Below are 21,056 nucleotides of genomic sequence, written 5' to 3' on the forward strand. Positions count from 1 at the left end.
CGCCCCCTCAGAACCGGGCATGCCCGTTTTCCAGGCACCACGGCTCAAGCAAGCCCCAAGGGCTTCACGGTGATGCAGAGACTGCAAGTCTCCTGCGTGTTCTCGCTCGGAGACCACGATGGCAAGAGGCGTGTACCAGGCGAGTCTGCGGTCCGTCCGGCGTGCCGCTCCGCCCGTGGTGAGTGAGGTAGCTGGCGGCTACCGCTCTGCGGACGGTGTTCAGCCACCAGCGTTCCCATTCGTGCGGGGACTGCGGTGGCTGGTTGGCGGTGAGGATGTAGTCCCCGCAGAGTGGACAGCGTCCTTCCTGCTTGGCGAGCAGGTTCAGATTGTAGTTGTCCAGCGGGGGTTTGACCTTCCTCCGCCTTTTGGCCCAGTAGTCCTGCAGGCCGGGGTCGTCGGGTGACGCCCCGCCCGTGACCAGCTGGTGCCGGACGATATTTGTCCATGAGAATTTGACCACGTGAAAGGTGCCGCCGCTTTCGCTGGTACAGCTGCGATCGCCGAACACCCAGTAGTCGTTCCTGTACTTATTGAACTTGCCGTAGTAGCGGCACACAATCCACTTCTTCGGCTTGTTGGGGTGGGAGTGCTTGGCCCACTTGTATGTGAGCCGCCACACATGAGAGTCCAGATCCGAGAAGACCCGGCTGGACACCGCCCCACGGTAGTAGGCCGCCCAGCCCCGAATGATCGGGTTGAGTTTGGCGATGACCGCCACCACATTCGATCCGCGAAGGTTTCGCATCTCGCCCGTGAGCCTTTTCCGTATCCGCTTGATCGCCTTCTTGTTTGGTTTGATGATCAGCTTGGACCCGTGAAACTGACGGAGAGTGAATCCCAGGAAGTCGAAACCTTCGGAGAGATGCACAATGCGCGTCTTCTCCTCGTTGAAGGTCAGCCCTCTGGGAGCCAGCCACGCTGCAAGCTGCGCCTTGACCTGCTCTGCTTGCTGCCGAGAGTGACAGCAGGCGACCATATCGTCGGCGTATCGCACCAGCACCGGAGCTCCTCGCGTCGTTTCTCCGGAAGTACGTCCGGATGCGAGATAGCGGACTCCGGCAGCTTCCTCCAGGCCATGGAGTGCAACGTTCATCAACAGCGGGCTGATTACACCGCCTTGAGGTGATCCCTCTTCCGTCGGCGTGTGCAGGCCGTCCTCGACCACTCCCGCTTTCAGCCATCCCCGGATCATTTCCCTGGCCGGGAAGGACCCGATCGCTTTGAGCAGTTGTTCGTGGTCGATTCTGTCGAACGCGGCGGACAAGTCGGCATCCAGAATCCACAGCCTCCTGACCCGGGAGCCTTTCAGCGTGGAGTAGAGAGAGCCGATGGCGTCCGCACAGCTGCGGCCCGGCCGGAATCCATAGGATTTCGGCTCGAAGCGCGCTTCCCACTCGGGTTCCAGTGCGTTACGGACGCGCGCCTGATGGCATCGGTCCATAATCACAGGGATACCGAGCGGCCGTTGTTTTCCATTGGCCTTTGGAATGTACACGCGCCGGACCGGCAGTGGATTCCAGGACGAGCGCGTATGGTGCACGCGCACAGCCACGTCCATCCTGGCCTCGGGTGACAGGGCGGTCTCCCCGTCGATCCCGGCCGTCCGACGTCCAGCGTTGCGCTGAGTCACCTGCCGCACGCTGATCAGCGTGTTCGACCAGGATCTCAGCATCAGTTTCTGCAAGGACCGGACCAGGGCCCAGTCCTCTTCCCGCGTCGCCTTGAAGATCCTCTGCCTCAGCCTCACTACGTTGTCCTCGTGGTGACGCCACGCGACGTCGTCCCATTCGGCAACGTCCTTGGGTCCGTTCACCGCGGTGTCCAACTTGCCCCTCGGTTCGGGAGGCCCCGGGCCTCGGTCGTCAAAGGCTCACCAGCCCACGTCAGCTCCCCTGTCGGGACCCGGCCGCAAGGACCGGCATCCGGCCGGTTCCCCGAGACAGCCGCCTGGAGAGGCAACCACATGTCCCGAGTCCCGCTGCCTTTCGGCCGCCGGCATCCGCTTCTTGGGCTTCCTGTCCCGCCGAGGAGTTCCGCCCCTCTCACGATCGGCCTACCGAGCCAAAAGGCCCGGACCCCGACGGGGTTTCCATCTCGGCGACGGCCGAAAACGGGGTCACTGACGGCGTATCAAATCTGACCCACTTTATGCCCTTTGCCTGAATCTGGCCTTGTTGATCAAGGTCAGGAGGGAAGGGTGATCCTTGTGGAGGACTGGGCAGAGATCCGCCGGTTGCACCGGGCCGAGCAGATGCCGATCCGGGCGATCGCGCGGCACCTGGGCATCTCGAAGAACACCGTGAAGCGGGCGCTGGCGCACGACCGGCCGCCGAAGTACGAGCGACCGCTGAAGGGCTCGGCCGTCGACGCGGTCGAGGTGCAGATCCGCGAGCTGCTGCGGGAGACGCCGACGATGCCGGCTACGGTGATCGCGGAGCGGATCGGCTGGGAACGCGGGATGACGATCCTGAAGGAGAGGGTCCGTGAGCTGCGCCCTGCCTATGCGCCGGTCGATCCGGTGTCGCGGACGACGTATCGGCCGGGCGAGCTGGCCCAGTGCGACCTGTGGTTCCCGGAGGCGGACATCCCGCTCGGTTATGGGCAGACGGGCCGGCCGCCGGTGCTGGTGATGGTCTCCGGCTACTCGCGGGTGATCGCGGCACGGATGCTGCCCTCGCGGCGGACCGGGGACCTGATCGACGGGCACTGGCGGCTGCTGTCCGAGTGGAATGCGGTGCCGAGGATGCTCGTCTGGGACAACGAGGCGGGTGTCGGCCGGGGCCGGGTGACTGGTGAGTTCGCGGCGTTCGCGGGCCTGCTCGCCACCAAGATCCATCTCTGCCGCCCTCGTGATCCAGAAGCAAAAGGGCTGGTGGAGAGGGCCAATGGCTATCTGGAGACGAGCTTCCTGCCGGGCCGTCATTTCGCCGGACCGGACGATTTCAACACCCAGCTGGCCGCCTGGCTGAAGGTCGCCAACCGGCGCCAGCACCGCACTTTGCAGGCCCGTCCCACCGACCGGTGGGAGGCCGACCGGGCCGGGATGCTCGCGCTGCCACCGGTCGACCCGCCCTCCTGGTGGAGATTCCAGATCCGTCTCGGCCGCGACCACTACGTCCGCATCGACACCAACGACTACTCCGTCGCCCCCGCCGCGATCGGGCGGATGGTGACCGTGCTCTGCGACAACGACCAGGTCATCGTGCTGGCCGCGGGTGGGGAGATCGTCGCCCAGCACCCCCGGTGCTGGGCCCGCCACCAGACCATCACCGACCCCGACCACGCGGCCGCCGGCATCGTGATGCGCCAGGAAGTACACCGTCAGCAGGCCGCCCGCCGGGCCGAGGCGGCCGGCACCGGTCCGCTGGTCGAGGTCGAACAGCGCGAACTGGGCACCTACGACCGGCTGTTCACCGTCATCGACGGTGGCGGCGATGACCAGAGGGAGGCTGGCTGATGCCCCGCACCGCCATAGCCGACGGCGAGGCGCCCGAGAAGACGGCCACCACCGCCAAGACGGGGACGACGAGTCGCCGCACAGGTCAGCAGACCGCCGCTGACCTGGCCTTCCTCGCCCGAGCGATGAAGGCCCCGGCCCTGCTGGACGCCGCCGACCGGCTTGCCGAACGCGCCCGCAAGGAATCCTGGACCCACGCCGAATACCTCGTCGCCTGCCTCCAGCGCGAAGTGTCCGCCCGCGAATCGCACGGCGGCGAGGCCCGTGTCCGCGCCGCCCGGTTCCCCGCGATCAAGACGGTTGAGGAACTGGATGTCACCCATCTGCGCGGTCTGACGCGCCAACAGCTCGCGCATCTGGGCACGTTGGACTTCATCGCCGGGAAGGAGAACGCCGTCTTTCTGGGCCCGCCGGGCACCGGGAAGACACATCTCGCGATCGGGCTCGGGGTCCGCGCCTGTCAGGCCGGCCACCGCGTCGCGTTTGCCACCGCCTCGGAGTGGGTCGACCGGCTCGCCGCCGCCCACCAGGCTGGACGCCTCCAGCAGGAACTGACCAAGCTCGGCCGCTATCCGCTGATCGTGGTCGATGAGGTCGGATACATTCCCTTCGAGGCCGAGGCCGCGAACCTGTTCTTCCAGCTCATCTCGAACAGATACGAACGGGCATCCGTGATCGTCACCAGCAACAAGCCCTTCGGGCGCTGGGGAGAGGTCTTCGGCGACGAGACCGTGGCCGCAGCCATGATCGACCGGCTCGTCCACCATGCCGAGGTCCACTCCTTCAAGGGCGATTCGTATCGCATGCGGGGACGCGAACTCGGACGCATCCCCACCGACCACGACAACGACTAACACGCACAAACGGCATAAATGGGTCCGTTTTGACTCGGCCAAAGTGGGTCACGGTTCAGCCGCCGCCGACATTCCACGTTCCGCGCACACGAGACACGGCCGGGATGGGCGCCCCCTACACCCCGGGGCCAGCGGTGTTCCCACGACCGGTTGATCGTCCCCGGCCGCCGCTTGCCGCCTCTTCCAGCGGCCAGGCCCTTGCACCCTGGTCCTCGTCCCGTCACCCAAGGCTTGGGCTGACGAGGCATCATCGGGGGTTCACTTGCGTTCGCCCGTCCGGCCTTCCCCTCGCCCGGTTGCTCCCCCGGACGGAGCGGGGGCCCTTGGGCTTCTTCCCTGGGCTTCGCACCCTCACAAGCGGGACCTGTGAACGCACGCCAGGGCGGGGACTGATCTCGAACACTGATCAGGAACTACGCATCCGGCCTATAACCGGCCTCCGATCTGCGAGTTCACTCGAAATGCGCGACTTCGTGTCGCACCGACCAGTGCCCACTGCTCGTCACTCACGTCGGTCTTGTAGGGCTTGCGCTCGCTCACGATGCCCAGCCCAACATGCCCATGGCCGCCGACCGGCCGGGATGCCGAACCGCCACACGTTCAGGTGACGACAAAACTCCTATGCACTCTCATTCCGCCCTCTGAGGAAGATTGGGCGGCGCTGCGTGGCTCATTTGCCGCTGGGCGGACGGGACGGGGGCTCGTTCGCCTAGCGGCTCCTCCTCAAGCCGAATGCGTCAGGTCGTGATCCGTGCAGAGGGCAGGACCGTTGGCGGAGGGCGGTTGCGATGATGTCGATGCTGGGGCTGTCGTTGAGGGACCATGCCTTGCGTATGTGGGTGATGAGGGTGCGTGCGCTATAGGGGGAAATGCCCAGTTCGAGGCGCGCCTCGGCGAGTCGCTCGTAAGCTCCGTAGGAGCCCTGCGCAAAGGCGTTTTCGCTGCGCCGGTCGAGTCCGGGGGCGGTGAAGATTTCCAGCAGGGTGAGGGAGAAGTAACTGTAGGCGGCGGCTTCGTCGATGAGTTGGCGGGCGTTGTCGGTGATGTCGCCGTGGCTCGGCTGGGCGCCAGGAGGTTGGTGGGCGAAGTGCTCGAGGGCGTACAGCAGCGGCCCGTCGGAGCAGCCACACCGTGAGGCTTTGAGGTGCCCGCAGAGTGTGCGGAAGTCGCTGAGGATGCCGCTGGTGTCCTGGGTCCACTGCTGTTTGCTGAGCAGGGTGCGAAATCCGGCCAGCGTCTCGGAGAGTTCTTCGAGGATGAGCTCGCGCGCGAGGTGAGGGAGCTCGTGCGTCCGTGTTTTGGCCTGTATCTCTTCGATCTGCAGGCCGTAGCGCAGCAGGTCGCGGAGGAGTCCGCCGGAGAGGCTGTGGGCCAGGAGCGCGGTGTGGGGTGTGTGGTCCTCGGATCGCTTGTCGAGGATGGCCTTGGCTTCTTTGAGGGTGCAGGCTTCCACGTGGATGATGTCGTCCAGTGAGCTGTCGGTGACATCCCGGTGGGGCAGGCCGCGGCGGACGAACGCGGCGCCGACGTCCTCCGCGACGGAGATCAGGTAATAGACGTGGCGGACGCCCAGGATGGCCTTGATCTCCGCGAGGAAGGCGAGGGCCTGTGCGTCGGAGCCGAGGCGGTCGACTTCGTCGATGGCGATAAGGATGCGCTGTTTCCTGCCGGCCAGGACTTCGGCGATGTCGGTCAGGAGGTCACGGAACTCTTCGACCAGCGCGGGGAAGTTGGGTGGCATCGTGGAGATGGATGTGGCGTGTGAGCTGCCCAGCGTCATGATCTGGGCGGTGCCGTTGGACAGGGTGTTGGTCGTCGTCTGGATGGTCTGCAGCCGGTAGAGGTGGTTCTCACAGCGGGTGATGAGGTGGGGTTTTGCGGGCCTGGGCCGCCAGCCGGCAGCGCGGGCGAGCAGGGTGCCGGTGACCAGGCCGGCGAGCCGCAGCGGGTTTTGCGGGTCGGCGAGGAGCTCGTAGGTCGAGGGCGTGCGGATCAGGAAGTACAGAAGATAGGTGCCCAGGCAGGCGGCGAGAAGTCTGCAGGCGTCGCTGGCGTACACCGTCCACCGGCCGATATCCAGGTGCGCCAGGCCCAGTCTATGCGACTGGCTGGCGGCCCATGAGTAGAACCATCCTGCGGCCAGCAGCCCGGCCACGAAGAAGGTGTTGAAGTCCACGTGGGGTGCGAGCTGGCGAAGCTGCGGGTCGAGGAAGACGCTGGCCAGGCTGGCGAGGGCGAGGATGAAACCCAGCTTGGCCCCGTGTCTGCTCCACAACTTCCCCAGGGTCCGGGGGATCCAGGGGTCGTGGCGGGACAGCCACCAGGCGATGCCGACGACGATGAGCGTGACGCTGGTGACGACGGCATGTCCGTTCCACACGTCGCGGAGCCAGTCCCGGACGGCGTGCGCCACGGTGTGTGCGTAGTCGGAGACTGAATCTCTGTATTGGGCATACAGCGAGCGGGCGGCTGACGAGGCTCCCAGGACGAGCAGGGCCGCCGCAGGCAGAGCGAAGGAAGACCAGCGGCCCAGGGCTTTGATGCGGCGGCGCGCGCTCTGCAGCATCCGGTGGAAAGGGGACAGTCGCGCGAATTCCGGTACCGCGTAGCCTTCGTGCTGCATGTACTCCTGGCACAGGCGCACCGAGAGCGAGACCAGGAAGTCATACGGAGCGTAGGTGGCCGGCGCCTGGATCACGAAGCCGAAGTCTGCTTGCTCGGTGGCGTGTTCCAACAGGGTCGACTTGCCGACGCCGCGGGGCCCGCAGACCGCGATGGTGCCCTCGTCCAGATGGCTGAGCTTGCGCTGTAGCTGCTCCATGGCCTCGGTGGGGACGGCAAAGCCCGGTGCTCGGGGTGCGCGCAGGCCCTTCGAAGTGCCTTGCGGGACGAAGAGGGAGTCGGGATCTTCGCCCAGGAGGTGGCGGATCATGCCGTCCATCATGGGGACGATGCCGTCGTCGTGGAGGGTTGCGCCCCAGGCCACGGCGCGATAGCCGAGCTCGACACGTGCCGCCGCGCAGGAGATGCCGAGCGCTGCGGCGAGCAGGCAGTACCGGAGGTTGAACCAGACGGCGGTACCACTCCAGAACAGGATGAAGGTCAGCAGTGCGGCGCTGAGGAGGGCTATCAGCAGCGCCAGGAAGCCGCTGGTGATGAGCACGATGAGGCCAACGGCCGGCAGCAGTGCGCAGACAATTTTCCAGTTCCATTCCGCCTCATCGGCAGCGGCCTGTTGCCTGGCTCGTGCCCGTTCGAGGTCGACCAGGGCTTTGTCGTACGCGGCCCGCTCTGCCCCGTTCGCTTGAGCGTAGGCCGCGGTGCGGTACATGGCGTTGTGCATCTCACGGAATACATCGTGCCTTGAGGTTCCCGGCCGCTTGCCGAGCTTGCGTGCGCGTGGGGGGTCATCGAGCGCCGCGTCGACGCACCGTTCGTAGACCTCATCTCGGTTCGGTGCTGCAAAAAGCTGAACCAGCTGAACCACTGGGCGCAACCAGGGCTTGTTCAGTAAGGACCACACCATCCGTCTCGCCCTCCCCCGGGTTTCAGTTCGCGGATGCTAGCCCCGCTCGGGCACGGATAGCAGGCGTACCTCGGCTCGTGGCTGGAACGCGTCACCGTGCCGCGCAGAGTCGGCTGTCGTCCCGTCGACTCCGGTGAGTGCAGGGGAAGATGGGGCAATGACCTTCTTCTGGAAGATTCCCCCGTGGGAGCGCCACGAGGACTGTACGTACTTGGCTGTGACCTTGATGGATCAGGGTGATGGGCAGTTTCGATTCAGCGCGGAAGGCGTGCGGGGCGACGACGCGATCGAGGCGCTCGCTGATCTGCTCATGACCCCCGGTTCCCTGCTCGGCCTCGTGCCGTCGCTTCCGACGCTCATCGGCGTGGTCGTACGGCGCGGCATCGACTCCACGTGGCTGGCGAAGCCGCCCGTCCAGGTGGCCCGAGACGACCGCGACCGGTGGCAGATCGCCGTCGCGGACGCCACCGATGTCACGGTGTTCTCCCCGACAGAGATCAGCGGCCTCGTCAGCAGGTTGCAATCCCAGTACGGCAGCGCTGGCTGAAGCCGCCTCCCGGCGTCATCCCGGTTGCCGATGGCCGAGGCCAGGGCCTCCTTCGTGACGTTCCCTCACCTGGCTGGCTATCAGGGCTGCCAACAAGAGCCGCGCAGAAGCCGCAAAACGCCTCACGCCACCGAATCGAGACGCTGGGCGCACACACTCCGAATGATCTTCAAGTCAGCCAGTGCCTGATCCCGGGCCTCCTGGTGGCCGGGCAGCCCTTTGCCCGCCGTGTCCACAGCCTCGCTGAGTGCGGCGATGACCGCCTTCGGGGCGAAGCGCATACCGAAGGCGTAGCCCGTGTCAACTCGGGTGCGCAGGTCCAGCTCCACCGTCTCCCAGGCATCCGCGACCGACTGATTCTCGGTTCCGGGGTGCTGTTCCAGCGCCCGCATCAGGGCTTGGATGTTCTTGTGGGCCTGCGTGCACAGCTTGCGATAGCGAGTCCACATCTTGTGCGTTGCCACCACCGTGGCGATGCCGATGGTAACCGCCAGGGCTGGCAACGCCTTGATGTAGTCACGGGAGGGTATGGAAAGCACTGCGTACAGCAACACCGCCGCACCGCAAGCCCCATTGAAGTTTGCCAGCGTCCGGCTGGCCATGGCCCGCAGGACGCGGCCCTCAAGCCGTTCAAGCAGGTTGTCCTTTGGTTCGAGCCAGCGAGCGAAATGAGGGAAGAGGAAGCAGAACGCCAGCATCTTCAAAGCGTCCTTGCCATGGTCGAGGAACTGCTCAGGGGCCGCGACGATCCGGTCGAACAGGTTGAGCGGATACATGAACGCCTTGAATGCGATCACCCCCCAGACCACCACCTTCAGCTTCTCCCGGCGCCTGATCCATGCAGGCGTGTGGAACGTAGCTATCAGCCAGCGGCGGATTTGTTTCGGTGCGTGCCAGCTTTCGGTGAATCCCCGCCACTGACGCGCCGACCAAAGAGTGAGAACAAGACTGCAGACGAAAAGCACCACAGCAAACGCCCGATGCCGGGTGTCGTAAAGCTGATTGCTCCAGACATTCACGACAAACCCGACGGGGAACAAGGCGCGCTTCCAGTGGGCGCGAATGGGGTCAGCAGTCCGGTACCAAATCGACATGCCCTCATGCTCCGGCAGACACACGGCGCGCCCGAACGGTTTGATGCAGATCAGAGGTTGGACGCTGTTCACTGCTGGTGACACGCTTCTTGCTGGAGCCCCTCTCAGGCGGCCCCGGCCTCCTGGTTGAGCCCGCAACCAACCACAGGGAAGAGCAGGACTGGTGAGGTTCAAGGAGCCCTGTCAGTGCCTGATCCTCGTGTGTGGGCGTGCTGTGCTCGCGTATCGTCCGTCGGGTGACTGATGCGACCGTGGCCGACCGGACTGATATCCCCGGCAGCATCCTCGCCGAGCTGGCCAGCGCCTTCGGGCTGGAAGAGGTGCGGGAGCTCCATTACCTCGCCGAAGGGCTGATGAACGAGAACTGGAGGGTGGATTCGCCGGTCGGGGCATTCGCTCTTTCCATCCAGCCAACGGGCTCAGTTGAAGACAGATGCGCGGAAGGTGTTGCGGATGTCCGTCAGGGGTTGGCGGTCGCGGGTGTAGTAGAGCTTATTGGTCAGCAGGACCGCCCACCGTTGGAGCCGGGGGGAGATCCACATGCCGGTCCCCGTGAAGCCGTAGTGGACCCAGATGCCGTCAGAAGGATCGACGCTGGGTGCGGGGTGCCAGAAGAGACCGCGCGCAGGAGTCAGGGAGCCTGTCTGCGTGGTGAGTGACTCCGCCGTCCACGCGGACCCAAATCCTGCCCGCTCCTGGACGCTGTTCTGGTCCAGCATGTAACGGAGGAAGCGGGCGAGGTCGTCGAGAACGGTGAAGGCGCCGGCGATGCCGCATACGCCGCCGAGGAGGCGGGCGGAAAAGTCGTGGGCGGTGCCCTTGAGATGGGTGTTGGTCTCCGGGTCGAGTTCGGTGGGCGCGCATCGGGCGGCGGTCTCGGCGGGTAGGGGGCCGAAGCATGTGGAGTTCATGCCCAGGGGCTGCCAGGTCCGATCCGTGGCGAGCTGGTCGAGGGTCTGGCCGGAGAGGTGTTCGGCGAGGTAGCCGAGGATGAGCGCGGCCCGGTCGGTGTACTCGACGGCCTCGCCCGGCGGGCGGTGCAGGGCTTCGTGCAGTACGCCGTCGCGGATGTCCTGGGGGTCGGTGCCGTACAGGTTCTTCAGTTGGGCCCGTAGCGGGACACCAGAGGTGTGGGTGAGGAGTTGGCGGGCCGTCACGGCCGCGAGCGGGTGGCCTTCGACCTCCATCCAGAACTTGCCGAGCGGGGAGTCGAGGTCGAGTTTGCCCTCCTCCCACAGGGCCCCGACGGAGGACCAGACGGCGAGGATCTTGGTGAGGCTCGCGGCGTCGAAGACGGTGTCGGGGCGCATCGGAGCGTTCGGTTCGTCGGGGTTGAGAACTCCTGTCGTGCCTTGGGCTCGGATGCCCGAGGCGTCGCCGACGGCCCAGACGGCGCCTGGGTAGACCTTGTCGCGGACGCCTTCGTCGAGCAGGGCTTCGATGTGGTCAGTGCGGTACGTCATGGTCTTCCTGTTCGCTGTGGGCATCCCGCCGGTCAGCGTAGTGATGGGGGTGGGTGGGGCCGGGCAATGGCGTGTCGGACGGCAGCTGTCGCTGGGCGTTCTAGGTGAGCCGGCGGCCCAGGTCGGTCAGGGCCTGGGCTGTGGTGGAGAGCGGGTAGCGGGCGGCGTTCGCGTGGCCCGTCTGGCGGAGGGCCGGGAGCAGGCCGGGTGTCGTGCGTAGCCGGTCCAGGTCGCGGGCGAGGGCTGCGGGTTTGGTGAAGTTGGTTGCCACGCCGGAGGCGGCGAGGGTTTCGCTGAGGCCGGGTACGGGTTGGTAGAGGACGGCGAGGCCGCAGGCTTGGGCCTCCAGTGCGACCAGGCCCATGGCCTCCAAGGTTGTGGAGGGCATGACTAGTAGGTCGTGCTCGGTGAAGGTCTTCCACAGCTGTGGGCGGCGGAGCCAGCCGAGGTAGCGGGCTCGTATGCCGGCTCGTTGCAGGAGTGGCATCAGAGCTTGGAACTGAGCTTGGGGTGCGGCGACGCTCAGTTCGACGCCCGGAACCGAGGCCAGGCCCTTCACCAGGGCCTCGCCGCCCTTCTCGGCCGTGAGTCGACCCGCGTACAGCAACCGCAGATGGCTCGTCGGAGAGCGGGGAGGCCGGGCCGGTGGGTCGGTGATCAGGTGGTCGGGGATGCCCCAGGGGATGTGGGTGATCTTGCGCCGGTTGACCAGCGGGACGAGTTTGCGGAGTTGGTCGGCCATCGCGTTGGTGGGGACGACGATGGCGTCGGCGGCCTTCGTGGTCTCGTGCAGTACCTGGAGTTGGTCTCGGTGGGCCTCGGCGAAGAGCAGGTCGGTGCCGTGGACCAGGGCGATGCGGGGGTGTGCGGGGAGCGCGCGGATCAGGGCGGGGGTGGCGCCGAAGGTGAGGTGCTGCAGGTGCAGGACGTCGATCCGGGTCGGGTCGATCGCGGCCGTCAGTGCCGAGCGCAGGGCGGCGACGTATCGGCCGAAGGCTGGGCCCTCCAGACACTTCCCGGGGACTTGGAGGAGATCAAGCCCGGCCGGGAGGTGAGGGCGCGGGCCGGTGGGAGCGAGCATGAACGCTCGCGCCGGGATGAGCGGTTGCTCGCCCGTGTAGAGGTCGAGGAAGAGTTCGACGCTGCCTCCCGGGCTTCCGGCGGGCAGGTCGAGCAGGGTGGCGGCCAGCGGCCCAGCGGTCGGTTGCGGGGTCACCGGACTCCTCCGGGGTTCTCTTCGTAGAGGCGGGAAATGTCGATGCCGTCCGTCGCCGCGTACTTGGCGTCCTGCTGCTGGTAGCTGGCCGGTGTGCCGAAGGCGGTGAGGAAGACGAGCTTGCCGAAGGTCATGCCCGCGTAGAGGCGCACCGGCCGGGCGGCACGGATCTCCAGGGTCCAGCGGATGGCGTGGCCTTGGTGGCCGAGCGGGGCGGAGACGTGGACCCAGATGCCGAGCGCACCGATGCTCCGATCGCCGTTGAGCATCTGCGCGTACGTCTCGGAGCCCGTTCTCTCCAGCGTGACGCCGAGGTAGAGAACACCTGGCTTCAGCACCAGGCCCGCGGCGGGGATCGTCTGCTCGGTGCACTCGGTGGGGACAGCTGCGTCCAGGTCGCCGTCGCAAATACGGATGGTGTCGCCGAGTCGCCAGTCGTAGGCGTTCGGGGAGAGGCGGGCGGGGTCGTACGGGTCGATCGTGATCTCGCCTGCCTGGATGGCGGCGCTGATCGCGGGGCCGGTGAGGATCACGAGGCGACCGCCTTGAGCGGGGCCGTGTCGCGCCAGTAGGCGGAGGGCTGCGGGCCGAGGGCAGCCTGGTACTTGCCCTGGTAGGGGGCGACGGCGCCGGTGGAGACGAAGAACATGATCTGCCCGATGCGCATGCCCACGTACACCCGTAGCGGGCGGATCGGGGAGAGCATCAGCGTCCACTGGCCGTGGAAGCCGATGTCGCCGATCGGGGCGGTGATCTCGACGAACAGGCCGAGCCTGCCGACGGAGGAGCGGCCGAAGAGCAGCGGTACGTAGGTGTCGGAGCCGACCTGTTCGACGGTGTGTCCGAGGTACAGCTCGCCGGGCCGGAGTACGTATCCGCTCTTCCCGATCGTGATCTCGTGGGTGGGGTTGGGGCGGTGGGCGTCGATCACGGTGTCGGTGTAGGTCAGCAGGGTGGGGCCGAGGCGGACGTTGTAGCTGTTGGGGCTGACCTGATCCGGTTCGAAGGGGGCGATGGTCAGGCGGCCGTCGTGGGCAGCGGCGGTGATCTCGGGTCCGGTGAGGATCATCGCTCGCCTCCTGCGACGGTGGGGTCGGTGTCTGCCAGGGGTGTGGCCAGGACGCTTCGTACGGCTTGGCAGAGCCGTAGTCCGGCTTGATGTGTTCGTCCGCCGAGGTGGCTGTTGGCGAGGTAGTCAGTCGTCAGCACGCTGCTCGTGGCCGGGTGCAGAGGAGTGGGAGCGGTGACCAGAGGGCCGACGCGTTTGATGAGGTCGCCAAGCAGCTTCTCGTGGTCGTGGGCGCGGTCGTCGAGGAGGCGGGCGTGCACGAGTTGGTTGTCGAAGGGCTCGATGGTCAGCAGGTCGCCAAGGGTGAGCACTTCGCCGAGAGGTGTGGAACGCAGGGCGCTCTCGTTGAGGACGACCGCGTCCGCGCCGAGGCCCGAGTGCAGTCGGCCGGCGATCTCTGTCAGCAGCTGGTGCCGGTCCAACCGGGTATTTCGATAAGGCTCGTTCACGATGCCGAGCGGGCTCGCGAGTGTCCGGTCGACAAGTGCGATCTTGTCTTGCACCGTGGCAAGGTCCTTGGGGAACTCGTGCGAGCGGGGGAAGGTGGTCGTGCGGGCGGCCCAGCCGGTTCCGACGGGCTCTGCGGCGGCGTACCCGATGCCGAGTTCGTGTCCTTTGACGACGAGGGTGTCGCCGACGGCTACGGGACCGTACGTGTCGCTGTGGCAGTGCCCGGAGAAGATGACGTTCGCGAAGGGGCAGGCGGCGGCCAGCTTCAGGTCCTCGTCGAAGCCGGAGTGGGACAGCACGATCCAGGTGTCGGCGCGGTGGTGGAGTGCGAGCATCACCTCGCGCAGGGCCTGGGCAGAATCGGTGACGTGGTGACCGATGCGATCGCCGGCGGGAATCGCGTCGAACGCCTGGGCCCCGATCACTGCGGTGACGGCGACGCGTCGGCCGGCGATCTGCTCGATGCGTACGCGGTCGAAGAGGGGCTTGCCAGCGTCGTCAGTCGTGTTGGCGCACACGGTCATCTCGCGCAGCCCCGGCTCGAAATGGTGCCGCCAACCGTGATTCCCGGGGGCCAGCAAGTCGTAGAGGCTGGTGAGGATCTCGTGCTCGATCTGGCCCTGGCCGAGGCGGTAGAAGCCGCTGCCTTCGAAGAAGTCGCCGCAGTCCACGATCAGGCTCTCGGCCCTGGCGGCATGGAGGTGGGCGAGCATCGGTGCGGGGGAGGCGAAGGCGGAGTGGACATCGGTCGTGGCGATGATCCGCCGTAACTGTCGGTTCATGGCGTGACCTCACAGATGTCGGCGCCGAGGGCGTACAGCTTGGTGGGGAGGTCGGCGTGGCCGCGTCGGAGCTGGTCGAGGCCGCCCAGGGTGGTGACGCCGTGCGCGGTCAGGCCGGCGATGAGCAGGGCGGAGCCGGTGCGGATGTCGGTGGCCTCCACTCCGGCGCCGGTCAACTGCTGCGGACCGGTGAGACGGCACTTGGTGGGGGACAGTTCGTGGATCACGGCACCGAGACGGGCCAGCTGCGGCAGCAGGTTGCCGTGGCGGCCGGGGTTGATGGTGTCGGAGAAGAGGTGGGTGCCGGGGCGGGTGAGGGCCAAGGCCATCAGGGAGGGCTCGAAGTCGGCGTCCAGGCCACTGGGGGCGAGGGAAGCGACAGCTCGAAGTGACCGGCTGGTGGGACGGCTGTCTCGCGCTCGGACGATGAGTACGTCGTCCTCCGTGTCGGCGGGGACTCCGAGCCATCGGAGGGCCCTGACCAAGGGGACGACATCGTCAGCGCGTACGCCGCAGATGCGCGTGTCGCCGCCTGTGACCGCGACCGCGCACGCCAAAGTCCCAGCCTCGATCTTGTCGCCGGGAACCCGCCACACGATGCTCTCCGGAGGAACGGACAAGGACGGCGCGAGAGCGAGAAGCGCCTCGCTCACTTGGCACTGCCAGCCAGCCGCCCGCAACGCTTCTACGACAGCGAGCACCTCCGGCGAGAGGTTGGGCATCCCCAGCCGCAGTGGCCGTCCGGCCACGACCGCGCGCAGGAGGGCGGCGATGGTCGCGCCCCGGGAGCGGAAGGGCAGTGTGATCGCGACGGTTCCGGCCCTGGGAGTGCCGGCTGCCTCCACAACGTAGCCGTCGTCGTCGACGGTAGTGCGGTCGCCGAAGTGTTCGTAGACCTTGAAGTGCTGCTCCATGCCGCGTTCCCCGATCCGGCAGCCGCCCGGCCAGGGGAGCCGGGCCCGCCCGTACGTGCCCAGCAGGGCGGGGACGAGGTAGTACGAGGCCCGGATGCGGGCGGCGATGTCGAGGTCGGTCCCGGCTTCGGGCTTGTGGCCCGGCAGGATCACTGCGGTCTGCGGGTCGCTGACGGGCCGGGCCGTGTGCCAGCCGGCCTGCTGAAGCAGGGCGAGCATCGTCTCGACGTCGGCGTTCGCCGGGACGTTACCCACGTGCACGGGGCGTTGCAGAGCCGCCGCGGCTGCCAAGAGCGGCAGGGCTGCGTTCTTGGACCCGTCGACCGTCACGGAACCGGTGAGAGGGCTCCCGGGTCGGATGGCCACCACTTCGGCGGCGACTGGAGGGATCCGTACGGCTGTCAACCGTCAACTCCTTTGCAGAGGTACGTGTCGTGAGGGCTGGGCTGGGGCGCCGACCTTGAACTCGGCCCAGCACCGTTTGCCGGAGGGCAGCGGATCGACTCCGTGGCAATCGGCCAGGGCGGCGACGAGGAACAGGCCGCGACCGCCTTCTGCCTCCATGTCCGGCAGTCCGGCTCGTGGGACCTTGCGGTCGGCATCGGTCACCTCGATCAGCAGACGCTCGCCGTTGAGGCGGGCGCCGGCCGAGATCGGGCCCTGGCCCGCGTGCCGTACCGCGTTCGTCAGCAGCTCGGCGGCGACCAGCTCTGCCGTGTTCAACAGGTCCTGGTCGAGGGAGGGGTCCCAGCGCCGTATCCCGTTCGCGAGCTGCTGCCGAGCGGAGCGCGCGGCGGCAGGTGTGCCGTGAACGGAGAATCGGATCTGGTGCGCTTCCATGAGCTGCCTCCTGGATCGGTGCGGCTGCTCCACGCAACCGCTTGGGAGGCGAGCGGGACTACGCCGTGTGCCGGGGCTGCATCACTTATGCAGGAGCCGCATCGCGGTGAATTGCCGCTCGGTTACGCTCGGTTGAGCAGGCAGGATCGGCGACGGCAGGAGGGGCCGTGGCACAGATGGCCGAAGAACAGAGCGAGGCGAGACGGATCGGCGAAGTGATCCGTCAGGCACGTGTTTTACAGCGGCGCTCGCAGAAGGACGTGGCCGCCGCACTGGGGTATCACCAGTCGAAGGTGAGCCGCCTGGAGAGCGGCAAAGGCACGGAGGACGTGCGCACGCTGCGCGAGGTCGCGCAGGTGCTGGACATTCCACCGCACCGTCTCGGCCTCGCCGCCGCATCTGACACCGGCCCCGCCCCTGAGCCCGGAGCAGAGGACATGCACCGCCGTACCTTCCTTGCCGCGAGCGTGGCCGCGCTCGCGGCTCCGCCGTCACCATCGTCGTCGACCGCTGCGCATCACGACCTGATCCAGGTTCTGATGCCGGGCACCAGCCCCGCCGCCACCGGCCAAGCCTTGGGAATCAACGAGCTGCGGGACCGGGTGCGGGCAGTACGCCGGATGTTCTACGTGTGCGACTACGCGGAACTGGAGCAGGCCCTGCCAGGGCTGATCGCCGACCTGCGCCAAGCCGCCGGCGGAGGTTCCTCCGGCTCGGCGGAGGCGTCCGGGCTGCTCGCGACCGCGTACCAGACATCGGTGAGCCTGCTGCTGAAACGAGCCGACCAGGGCAACGCCTGGCTCGCGGCCGGTCGGGCCATGGCCGAGGCTGAACGGTCCGGAGACCCGGTCGTCCTCGCCGCCAGCGTCCGCGTGCACGCCCACGTCCTCGTACGGGACAAGCACACCGCCCAGGCCGTGAACATGATCCGACACACCGCCGACCAGCTCACCGGCTCCTACGACCAGCGCTCCCCCCGCTACCTGGCGTCACTCGGACTGCTCCTGCTGCGCGGGGCGACCGCCGCCAGCAGAAACGGCGACCGCGACACCACCCAGGACTTCCTCACCGAGGCCAAGGAAGTGGCCCGCTACGTCGCCTTCGACCAACCGGACGCCTGGGCGAACTTCAGCCCCACCAACGTCGCCCTGCACGAGGTCAGCGCGGCCGTCTCCTTCGGCGACGCCGGCATAGCCCTGCAGACCGCCCGGCCCCTCATGCGCCGCCACATTCCCGTCCCCGAGCGCCGAGCCGCCCTGTGGGTGGAGACCGCCCGCGCCTACAGTCAGCAGGGCAGACTCGCCGACGGCTACCAGGCCCTGCGCATCGCCGAGAGCTGCGCGGCACAGGACATCCGCCGCCCGGCCGTACGCGAACTGGTCGCCGACATGGCAGCCCGCGACCGCCGCCGGGCCCTGCCCGAGCTGCACCACTTCAGCCGCCAACTGGGAGTGCCCGCGTGAGTGACCAGCCCGACAAGCCGTTCCTCCAGATCGTGGTTTGCGCGGCCGGAGTCGCCGGGGACGTCGGCAAGCTGATCACCGCAGCGCACGAGCGGCAGTGGGACGTCGGCGTCGTCGCCACACCACAAGGGCTCGGTTTTCTTGATGTGGAGGCGGTGGAGGGCCAGATCGGGCGCCCCATCCGCTCCGCCTGGCGCTCGGCGGGCGAACCGCGCCCGACCCGGCCCGCCGATGCCGTCGCGGTCGCCCCGGCCAGCTTCAACACCGTCAACAAGTGGGCCGCCGGAATCTCCGACAACCTCGCCCTCGGCATCCTGTGCGAAGCACCCGCCATGGACGTCCCCATCGCCGTACTGCCGTACCTCAACTCCGCCCAGGCCGCCCACCCCGCCTACCGCAGGAGCTTGGAGCAGCTCCGCGAGATGGGCGTCCTGATCGGCTCGTACGAGCCCCATCGCCCGAAGGCCGGCGGCGGGGCCGACCGCTACCGGTGGGAGGAAGTACTGGAGCTGCTCGCCCCTGGGCTGTCCGAGCGGTCGTGATCAGAGCTGCGCCGTGCGCCGTCACGCCTACAGGCCAGCACCGGTAGCCGGGCCCGTTCATGGCCTCTCAGTCGGAGTGCTTGTACCGGCTCAGAACCCGCCGCCGGCCCGCCCAAGTACCACGTCCACCACGTCAATGAGGGTTCGACCCGAACCTCCAGCGCCTCGCGGGCGCCGTGGTGTCGAGACAGCGGGCCAGCCACCTTCCGCTTCCAAGTCTGATTTGGCCATGCCGGATGGGCACACTGCGCTGGGTACCTACCGGCGCTGTCGGTGCTGCTGTTCGGTAGGTGATGAAGTCACCGCCGGGATCCGACCGTTTCCGGTCTGCTGAGTGGAGACCGAGCCTGCCATGGTCGTCTGCAGGCGGGCGGCTTCGGCACGGCGGTTCGGCGCTGGGTTGCGGCCGGTGTGCTGGATACGGGTGATGAGGACGCGGGCGGGCTGGCGGGCGGTGGTCAGCTCTCGCTGTGCGGTGGCTTCCTTGAGGAGTTGGTGGGGTTGGTGGCCGCGGGCTTCGGCGTCGGCGAGGACGGTGGCGAGCGCGGGCCAGGCCGGGTCGGTGAGGATGCGCTCGGCGTGGTCGGGGACGGCTGCTCGTACGTCGCTGGCCAGAACGCGGCGGGCTTGATCCCTGGGCGGTCGGGCTGTGAGGTTGGCGAGTGTCGGGGCGAGGGCGCGGTCGGCGGCTGTCTGGAGGTGCTGGACGGCTTCGCGGGCGGCGTCGGCCTGGTGGGCGTGGTTCTTCGCTTCGTGCCAGCGTCCGGCGATGATGGTGGCCCAGACGAGGGCTGCGATGAGTGCGGCCAGGGCGCTGCCGTCGGGGCCGGTGGCGGTGTGGACGATGTCGCGTGCCGCGGTGCGCAGGGCGTGGGCGGCTCGGTCTTCGGCCCGGATCTGGGACCGCTGGGCCCTGGCGAACGCCTTGGAGGCGGCTTGGAGTTCGGCGCGCAGATGGGCGGGTGCCGTCTGGGCGGTGGCTTCGAGTAGTTCGCCGAGGGCGGTGATGTGGGCTTGGGCGTGGGTGTCGTCGGTGAGGTCGGTGTGGAGGGTGTCGAGGGCATCGGTGGCTTGGTGCCAGGGGGTGCTGGGGTGGTTACGGCGGGCGGTGGGGTGTTCTTCGGGGCGGCTGGATTCGAGACGGGCCTTGATTTTGGGCAGGGAGAGGTCGGGGGAGATCTTGCTTCCGGGGTGGTAGATCTGCTCGCCGGCCTCGTTGACGTCGCCGGGGCGGCCGGCGGCGTATCCCAGGAGGTCTCCTGACGGGCCGCGCCGGACCTGGACCTCGATGCCGCTGGCTTCGAGGTAGGCGATGAATTCCTCGGCATTGGTCGCGTGCGGGATGGCGGCGCGGATGCGGTCCTGGAGCCAGGCGGGGCTGGGCTGTTCCCAGCCGAGGCGTTGGGCCTTGTGCATCTCGGCCTGGGTGGGGCGGCGGGCGCCGGTGCGGTCGCCCTTCTTCAACTGCCTGAGCCCGTAGTCCTTCTCGATCTCGCGGCAGGCGTCGCCGACGCGGAGGCCGCTGTCGTGGAGTTTGGGGCGGCGGCCGTCTTCGCGGACGGTGGTGGCGAGGATGTGGATGTGGTCGTCGGCGTGGCGCACGGCGATCCAGCGGCAGGCCAGGTCGTCACTGGACGGAGCGATGCCGGCGGCCTGGACGATGCTCTGGGCGATCTCGCCCCACTCGGTGTCGGAGAGGTAGCGGTCCTCGGGTGCGGCGCGGACCGGGCAGTGCCAGACGTGGTCGGTGACCGGCTTGCCGAACTCGCTGTTGCGCAAGGAGACCGGCTCGTCGAGGTAGCGGGCGAGCTCGGTGAGGGTGGCGTTCTCGTCACGGCCGGGGTCGGGCATGCCGAGCATCGCGAAGCCGGCCACGATGTGCGGGTCGAAGTGCTCGTCGTGGGTTCCGCGGCCGTAGAGGTAGGCGAGCAGGCCCCGGGTGTTGATCCCGGCCGGCTTGATGGCGGCGATCACGCGGCTGCCTCCGTCTCCGGGTCGACGGGCTGGCGCAGGGCCTCGGCGATCAGCTCCAGCAGGTGGTGGAGTTCGGTGAGGCGTTGGCGTATGTCGGGTGGGGTGTGGTCGCTGTTGAGGGCGCGGGCGATCTGGTTGACGTTGACGCCGATCCGGTTGAGCTGACGCAGAACCTGAACACGGAAGTGGTGGGTGCGGCGGCGGTCTTCGGACAGGGGCAGGTTGGCGGTGAACCGGCCGGTGATGAAGGCGAGGACGATGTCGGCGGCGAAGCCGGAGTCGCCCTTGTAGCCGTGCTCGGCAGCGGCCTGCTGGAGATGGGCTCGCTGGTCGCCGGTGAAGCGCAGTGGGCCGACACGGTCGTTGCGCTTGGTGCCGGTGAAGCGGCGGATCGTGGGTTGCACGCTCTGCACGGCAGGCTCGCCGGTGGCGATGGCTGCGCTGTCTGCGGGGCGCAGGACGGCTCGCTGGACGGCATGGAGTGTGTCCAGGTCGGAGCCGCCCTCGGCTCCGACCCCTTGGTCCGGCGCCCCCTGGCGCTGGGCCGTCTCCGCCATCCCCGGGGCGGAGACCCCCGACGTCCGGCCTTGAGTCGGACTCGGGGTACTACTGGCTCCGCCAGGGGCAGCCCGTCCGAACGCCTGCCGCAAACGCCCCATCAGAGTAGGGGACTTCGTCAGCGGCAGCGGTTCGTCTGGAGCGTGATCGGAGCGGTACGGGTCGTGCGTCACAGGCGGTTCTCCAGAAGAGGCGGGGGCAGGCAGGTCGGGGGGAAGGACTGGCGGAGTGCTGGTGGCCGGCGCGCCATCCACAGCTGTGGATTGACGGGCGGCAAGCGGCACCTATGGTCGGCTGGCCGGGG

Annotated in this window: 17 protein-coding genes; 5 read left to right on the forward strand and 12 right to left on the reverse strand. The window is 67.8% G+C overall.

Translation table 11 applies throughout. The features are described 5' to 3' along the window. Positions 1 to 64 precede the first annotated feature (64 nt). Positions 65 to 1,828, reverse strand: coding sequence for a group II intron reverse transcriptase/maturase (ltrA, locus tag STRIP9103_RS05500; protein ID WP_234022126.1), 1,764 nt, complete (start codon positions 1,826 to 1,828; stop codon positions 65 to 67). A gap of 372 nt (positions 1,829 to 2,200) precedes the next feature. Between ltrA and istA the strand changes: the two genes are divergently transcribed. After that, positions 2,201 to 3,460, forward strand: a complete 1,260-nt coding sequence (gene istA / locus STRIP9103_RS05505) for an IS21 family transposase (protein ID WP_009300346.1) — start codon at positions 2,201 to 2,203, stop codon at positions 3,458 to 3,460. Beyond that, positions 3,460 to 4,314 carry an IS21-like element helper ATPase IstB gene (gene istB, locus STRIP9103_RS05510; RefSeq protein ID WP_009300341.1) on the forward strand — a complete coding sequence of 285 codons (855 nt, stop codon included), beginning with the start codon at positions 3,460 to 3,462 and terminating at the stop codon, positions 4,312 to 4,314. The genes istA and istB overlap by 1 nt, the downstream gene beginning before the upstream one ends. A gap of 709 nt (positions 4,315 to 5,023) precedes the next feature. On the opposite strand, the gene STRIP9103_RS05515 is transcribed toward istB, so the two are convergent. After that, positions 5,024 to 7,840, reverse strand: coding sequence for a P-loop NTPase fold protein (locus tag STRIP9103_RS05515; protein WP_009300369.1), 2,817 nt, complete (start codon positions 7,838 to 7,840; stop codon positions 5,024 to 5,026). 157 nt (positions 7,841 to 7,997) lie between these two features. On the opposite strand from STRIP9103_RS05515, the gene STRIP9103_RS05520 reads away from it, so the two are divergent. After that, positions 7,998 to 8,387 (forward strand): hypothetical protein, encoded by a 390-nt coding sequence (locus STRIP9103_RS05520; protein WP_009300344.1) that lies wholly within the window; start codon positions 7,998 to 8,000, stop codon positions 8,385 to 8,387. 122 nt (positions 8,388 to 8,509) lie between these two features. Here STRIP9103_RS05520 and STRIP9103_RS05525 read toward each other — a convergent pair whose 3' ends face one another. The 8 genes from STRIP9103_RS05525 to STRIP9103_RS05560 all read right to left on the reverse strand — a co-directional run bounded on the left by STRIP9103_RS05525 (position 8,510) and on the right by STRIP9103_RS05560 (position 16,215). Continuing rightward, positions 8,510 to 9,553, reverse strand: coding sequence for a hypothetical protein (locus STRIP9103_RS05525; RefSeq protein WP_158696851.1), 1,044 nt, complete (start codon positions 9,551 to 9,553; stop codon positions 8,510 to 8,512). A gap of 347 nt (positions 9,554 to 9,900) precedes the next feature. Further along, a complete protein-coding gene (locus STRIP9103_RS05530) occupies positions 9,901 to 10,944 on the reverse strand; it encodes a serine hydrolase domain-containing protein (protein ID WP_009300348.1) in 1,044 nt (347 codons plus the stop codon). 100 nt (positions 10,945 to 11,044) lie between these two features. Further along, positions 11,045 to 12,160 (reverse strand): glycosyltransferase family 4 protein, encoded by a 1,116-nt coding sequence (locus STRIP9103_RS05535; RefSeq protein WP_009300349.1) that lies wholly within the window; start codon positions 12,158 to 12,160, stop codon positions 11,045 to 11,047. Next, positions 12,157 to 12,693: a dCTP deaminase gene (locus tag STRIP9103_RS05540; protein WP_009300343.1), complete on the reverse strand. Its 537-nt coding sequence runs from the start codon at positions 12,691 to 12,693 to the stop codon at positions 12,157 to 12,159. The genes STRIP9103_RS05535 and STRIP9103_RS05540 overlap by 4 nt, the downstream gene beginning before the upstream one ends. Beyond that, positions 12,690 to 13,229: a dCTP deaminase gene (gene dcd / locus STRIP9103_RS05545; protein ID WP_009300351.1), complete on the reverse strand. Its 540-nt coding sequence runs from the start codon at positions 13,227 to 13,229 to the stop codon at positions 12,690 to 12,692. Before dcd ends, STRIP9103_RS05540 begins: the two co-directional genes overlap by 4 nt. Beyond that, entirely contained in the window at positions 13,226 to 14,461 is a 1,236-nt protein-coding gene (locus STRIP9103_RS05550; protein ID WP_009300368.1) for a bifunctional UDP-sugar hydrolase/5'-nucleotidase, read from the reverse strand. Before STRIP9103_RS05550 ends, dcd begins: the two co-directional genes overlap by 4 nt. Then, positions 14,458 to 15,744, reverse strand: a complete 1,287-nt coding sequence (locus STRIP9103_RS05555) for a UDP-N-acetylglucosamine 1-carboxyvinyltransferase (protein ID WP_048819753.1) — start codon at positions 15,742 to 15,744, stop codon at positions 14,458 to 14,460. Before STRIP9103_RS05555 ends, STRIP9103_RS05550 begins: the two co-directional genes overlap by 4 nt. A 39-nt stretch (positions 15,745 to 15,783) precedes the next feature. Further along, positions 15,784 to 16,215, reverse strand: a complete 432-nt coding sequence (locus tag STRIP9103_RS05560; protein WP_009300353.1) for an ATP-binding protein — start codon at positions 16,213 to 16,215, stop codon at positions 15,784 to 15,786. 176 nt (positions 16,216 to 16,391) lie between these two features. Between STRIP9103_RS05560 and STRIP9103_RS05565 the strand changes: the two genes are divergently transcribed. Next, on the forward strand, positions 16,392 to 17,678 hold the full coding sequence (locus STRIP9103_RS05565; protein ID WP_181800420.1) for a helix-turn-helix domain-containing protein: 1,287 nt from the start codon (positions 16,392 to 16,394) through the stop codon (positions 17,676 to 17,678). Then, a complete protein-coding gene (locus STRIP9103_RS05570) occupies positions 17,675 to 18,220 on the forward strand; it encodes a flavoprotein (protein WP_009300358.1) in 546 nt (181 codons plus the stop codon). The genes STRIP9103_RS05565 and STRIP9103_RS05570 overlap by 4 nt, the downstream gene beginning before the upstream one ends. Before the next feature lie 258 nt (positions 18,221 to 18,478). Here STRIP9103_RS05570 and STRIP9103_RS05575 read toward each other — a convergent pair whose 3' ends face one another. After that, on the reverse strand, positions 18,479 to 20,194 hold the full coding sequence (locus STRIP9103_RS05575) for a relaxase/mobilization nuclease domain-containing protein (protein ID WP_009300355.1): 1,716 nt from the start codon (positions 20,192 to 20,194) through the stop codon (positions 18,479 to 18,481). Then, a complete protein-coding gene (locus tag STRIP9103_RS05580) occupies positions 20,191 to 20,751 on the reverse strand; it encodes a MobC family plasmid mobilization relaxosome protein (RefSeq protein WP_009300339.1) in 561 nt (186 codons plus the stop codon). The genes STRIP9103_RS05575 and STRIP9103_RS05580 overlap by 4 nt, the downstream gene beginning before the upstream one ends. Between the last annotated feature and the right edge of the window lie 305 nt (positions 20,752 to 21,056).

It is taken from the genome of Streptomyces ipomoeae 91-03 (assembly GCF_000317595.1).
GTDB classification, from domain to species: Bacteria; Actinomycetota; Actinomycetes; order Streptomycetales; family Streptomycetaceae; genus Streptomyces; species Streptomyces ipomoeae.

Bases quoted from the DNA above. Each gene is read 5' to 3' on its own strand.
- istB (WP_009300341.1), top strand. From the start codon at position 3,460: ATGCCCCGCACCGCCATAGCCGACGGCGAGGCGCCCGAGAAGACGGCC.
- STRIP9103_RS05515 (WP_009300369.1), bottom strand. From the start codon at position 7,840: ATGGTGTGGTCCTTACTGAACAAGCCCTGGTTGCGCCCAGTGGTTCAG.
- STRIP9103_RS05520 (WP_009300344.1), top strand. From the start codon at position 7,998: ATGACCTTCTTCTGGAAGATTCCCCCGTGGGAGCGCCACGAGGACTGT.
- STRIP9103_RS05530 (WP_009300348.1), bottom strand. From the start codon at position 10,944: ATGACGTACCGCACTGACCACATCGAAGCCCTGCTCGACGAAGGCGTC.
- dcd (WP_009300351.1), bottom strand. From the start codon at position 13,229: ATGATCCTCACCGGACCCGAGATCACCGCCGCTGCCCACGACGGCCGC.
- STRIP9103_RS05550 (WP_009300368.1), bottom strand. From the start codon at position 14,461: ATGAACCGACAGTTACGGCGGATCATCGCCACGACCGATGTCCACTCC.
- STRIP9103_RS05560 (WP_009300353.1), bottom strand. From the start codon at position 16,215: ATGGAAGCGCACCAGATCCGATTCTCCGTTCACGGCACACCTGCCGCC.
- STRIP9103_RS05565 (WP_181800420.1), top strand. From the start codon at position 16,392: ATGGCCGAAGAACAGAGCGAGGCGAGACGGATCGGCGAAGTGATCCGT.
- STRIP9103_RS05580 (WP_009300339.1), bottom strand. From the start codon at position 20,751: ATGGCGGAGACGGCCCAGCGCCAGGGGGCGCCGGACCAAGGGGTCGGA.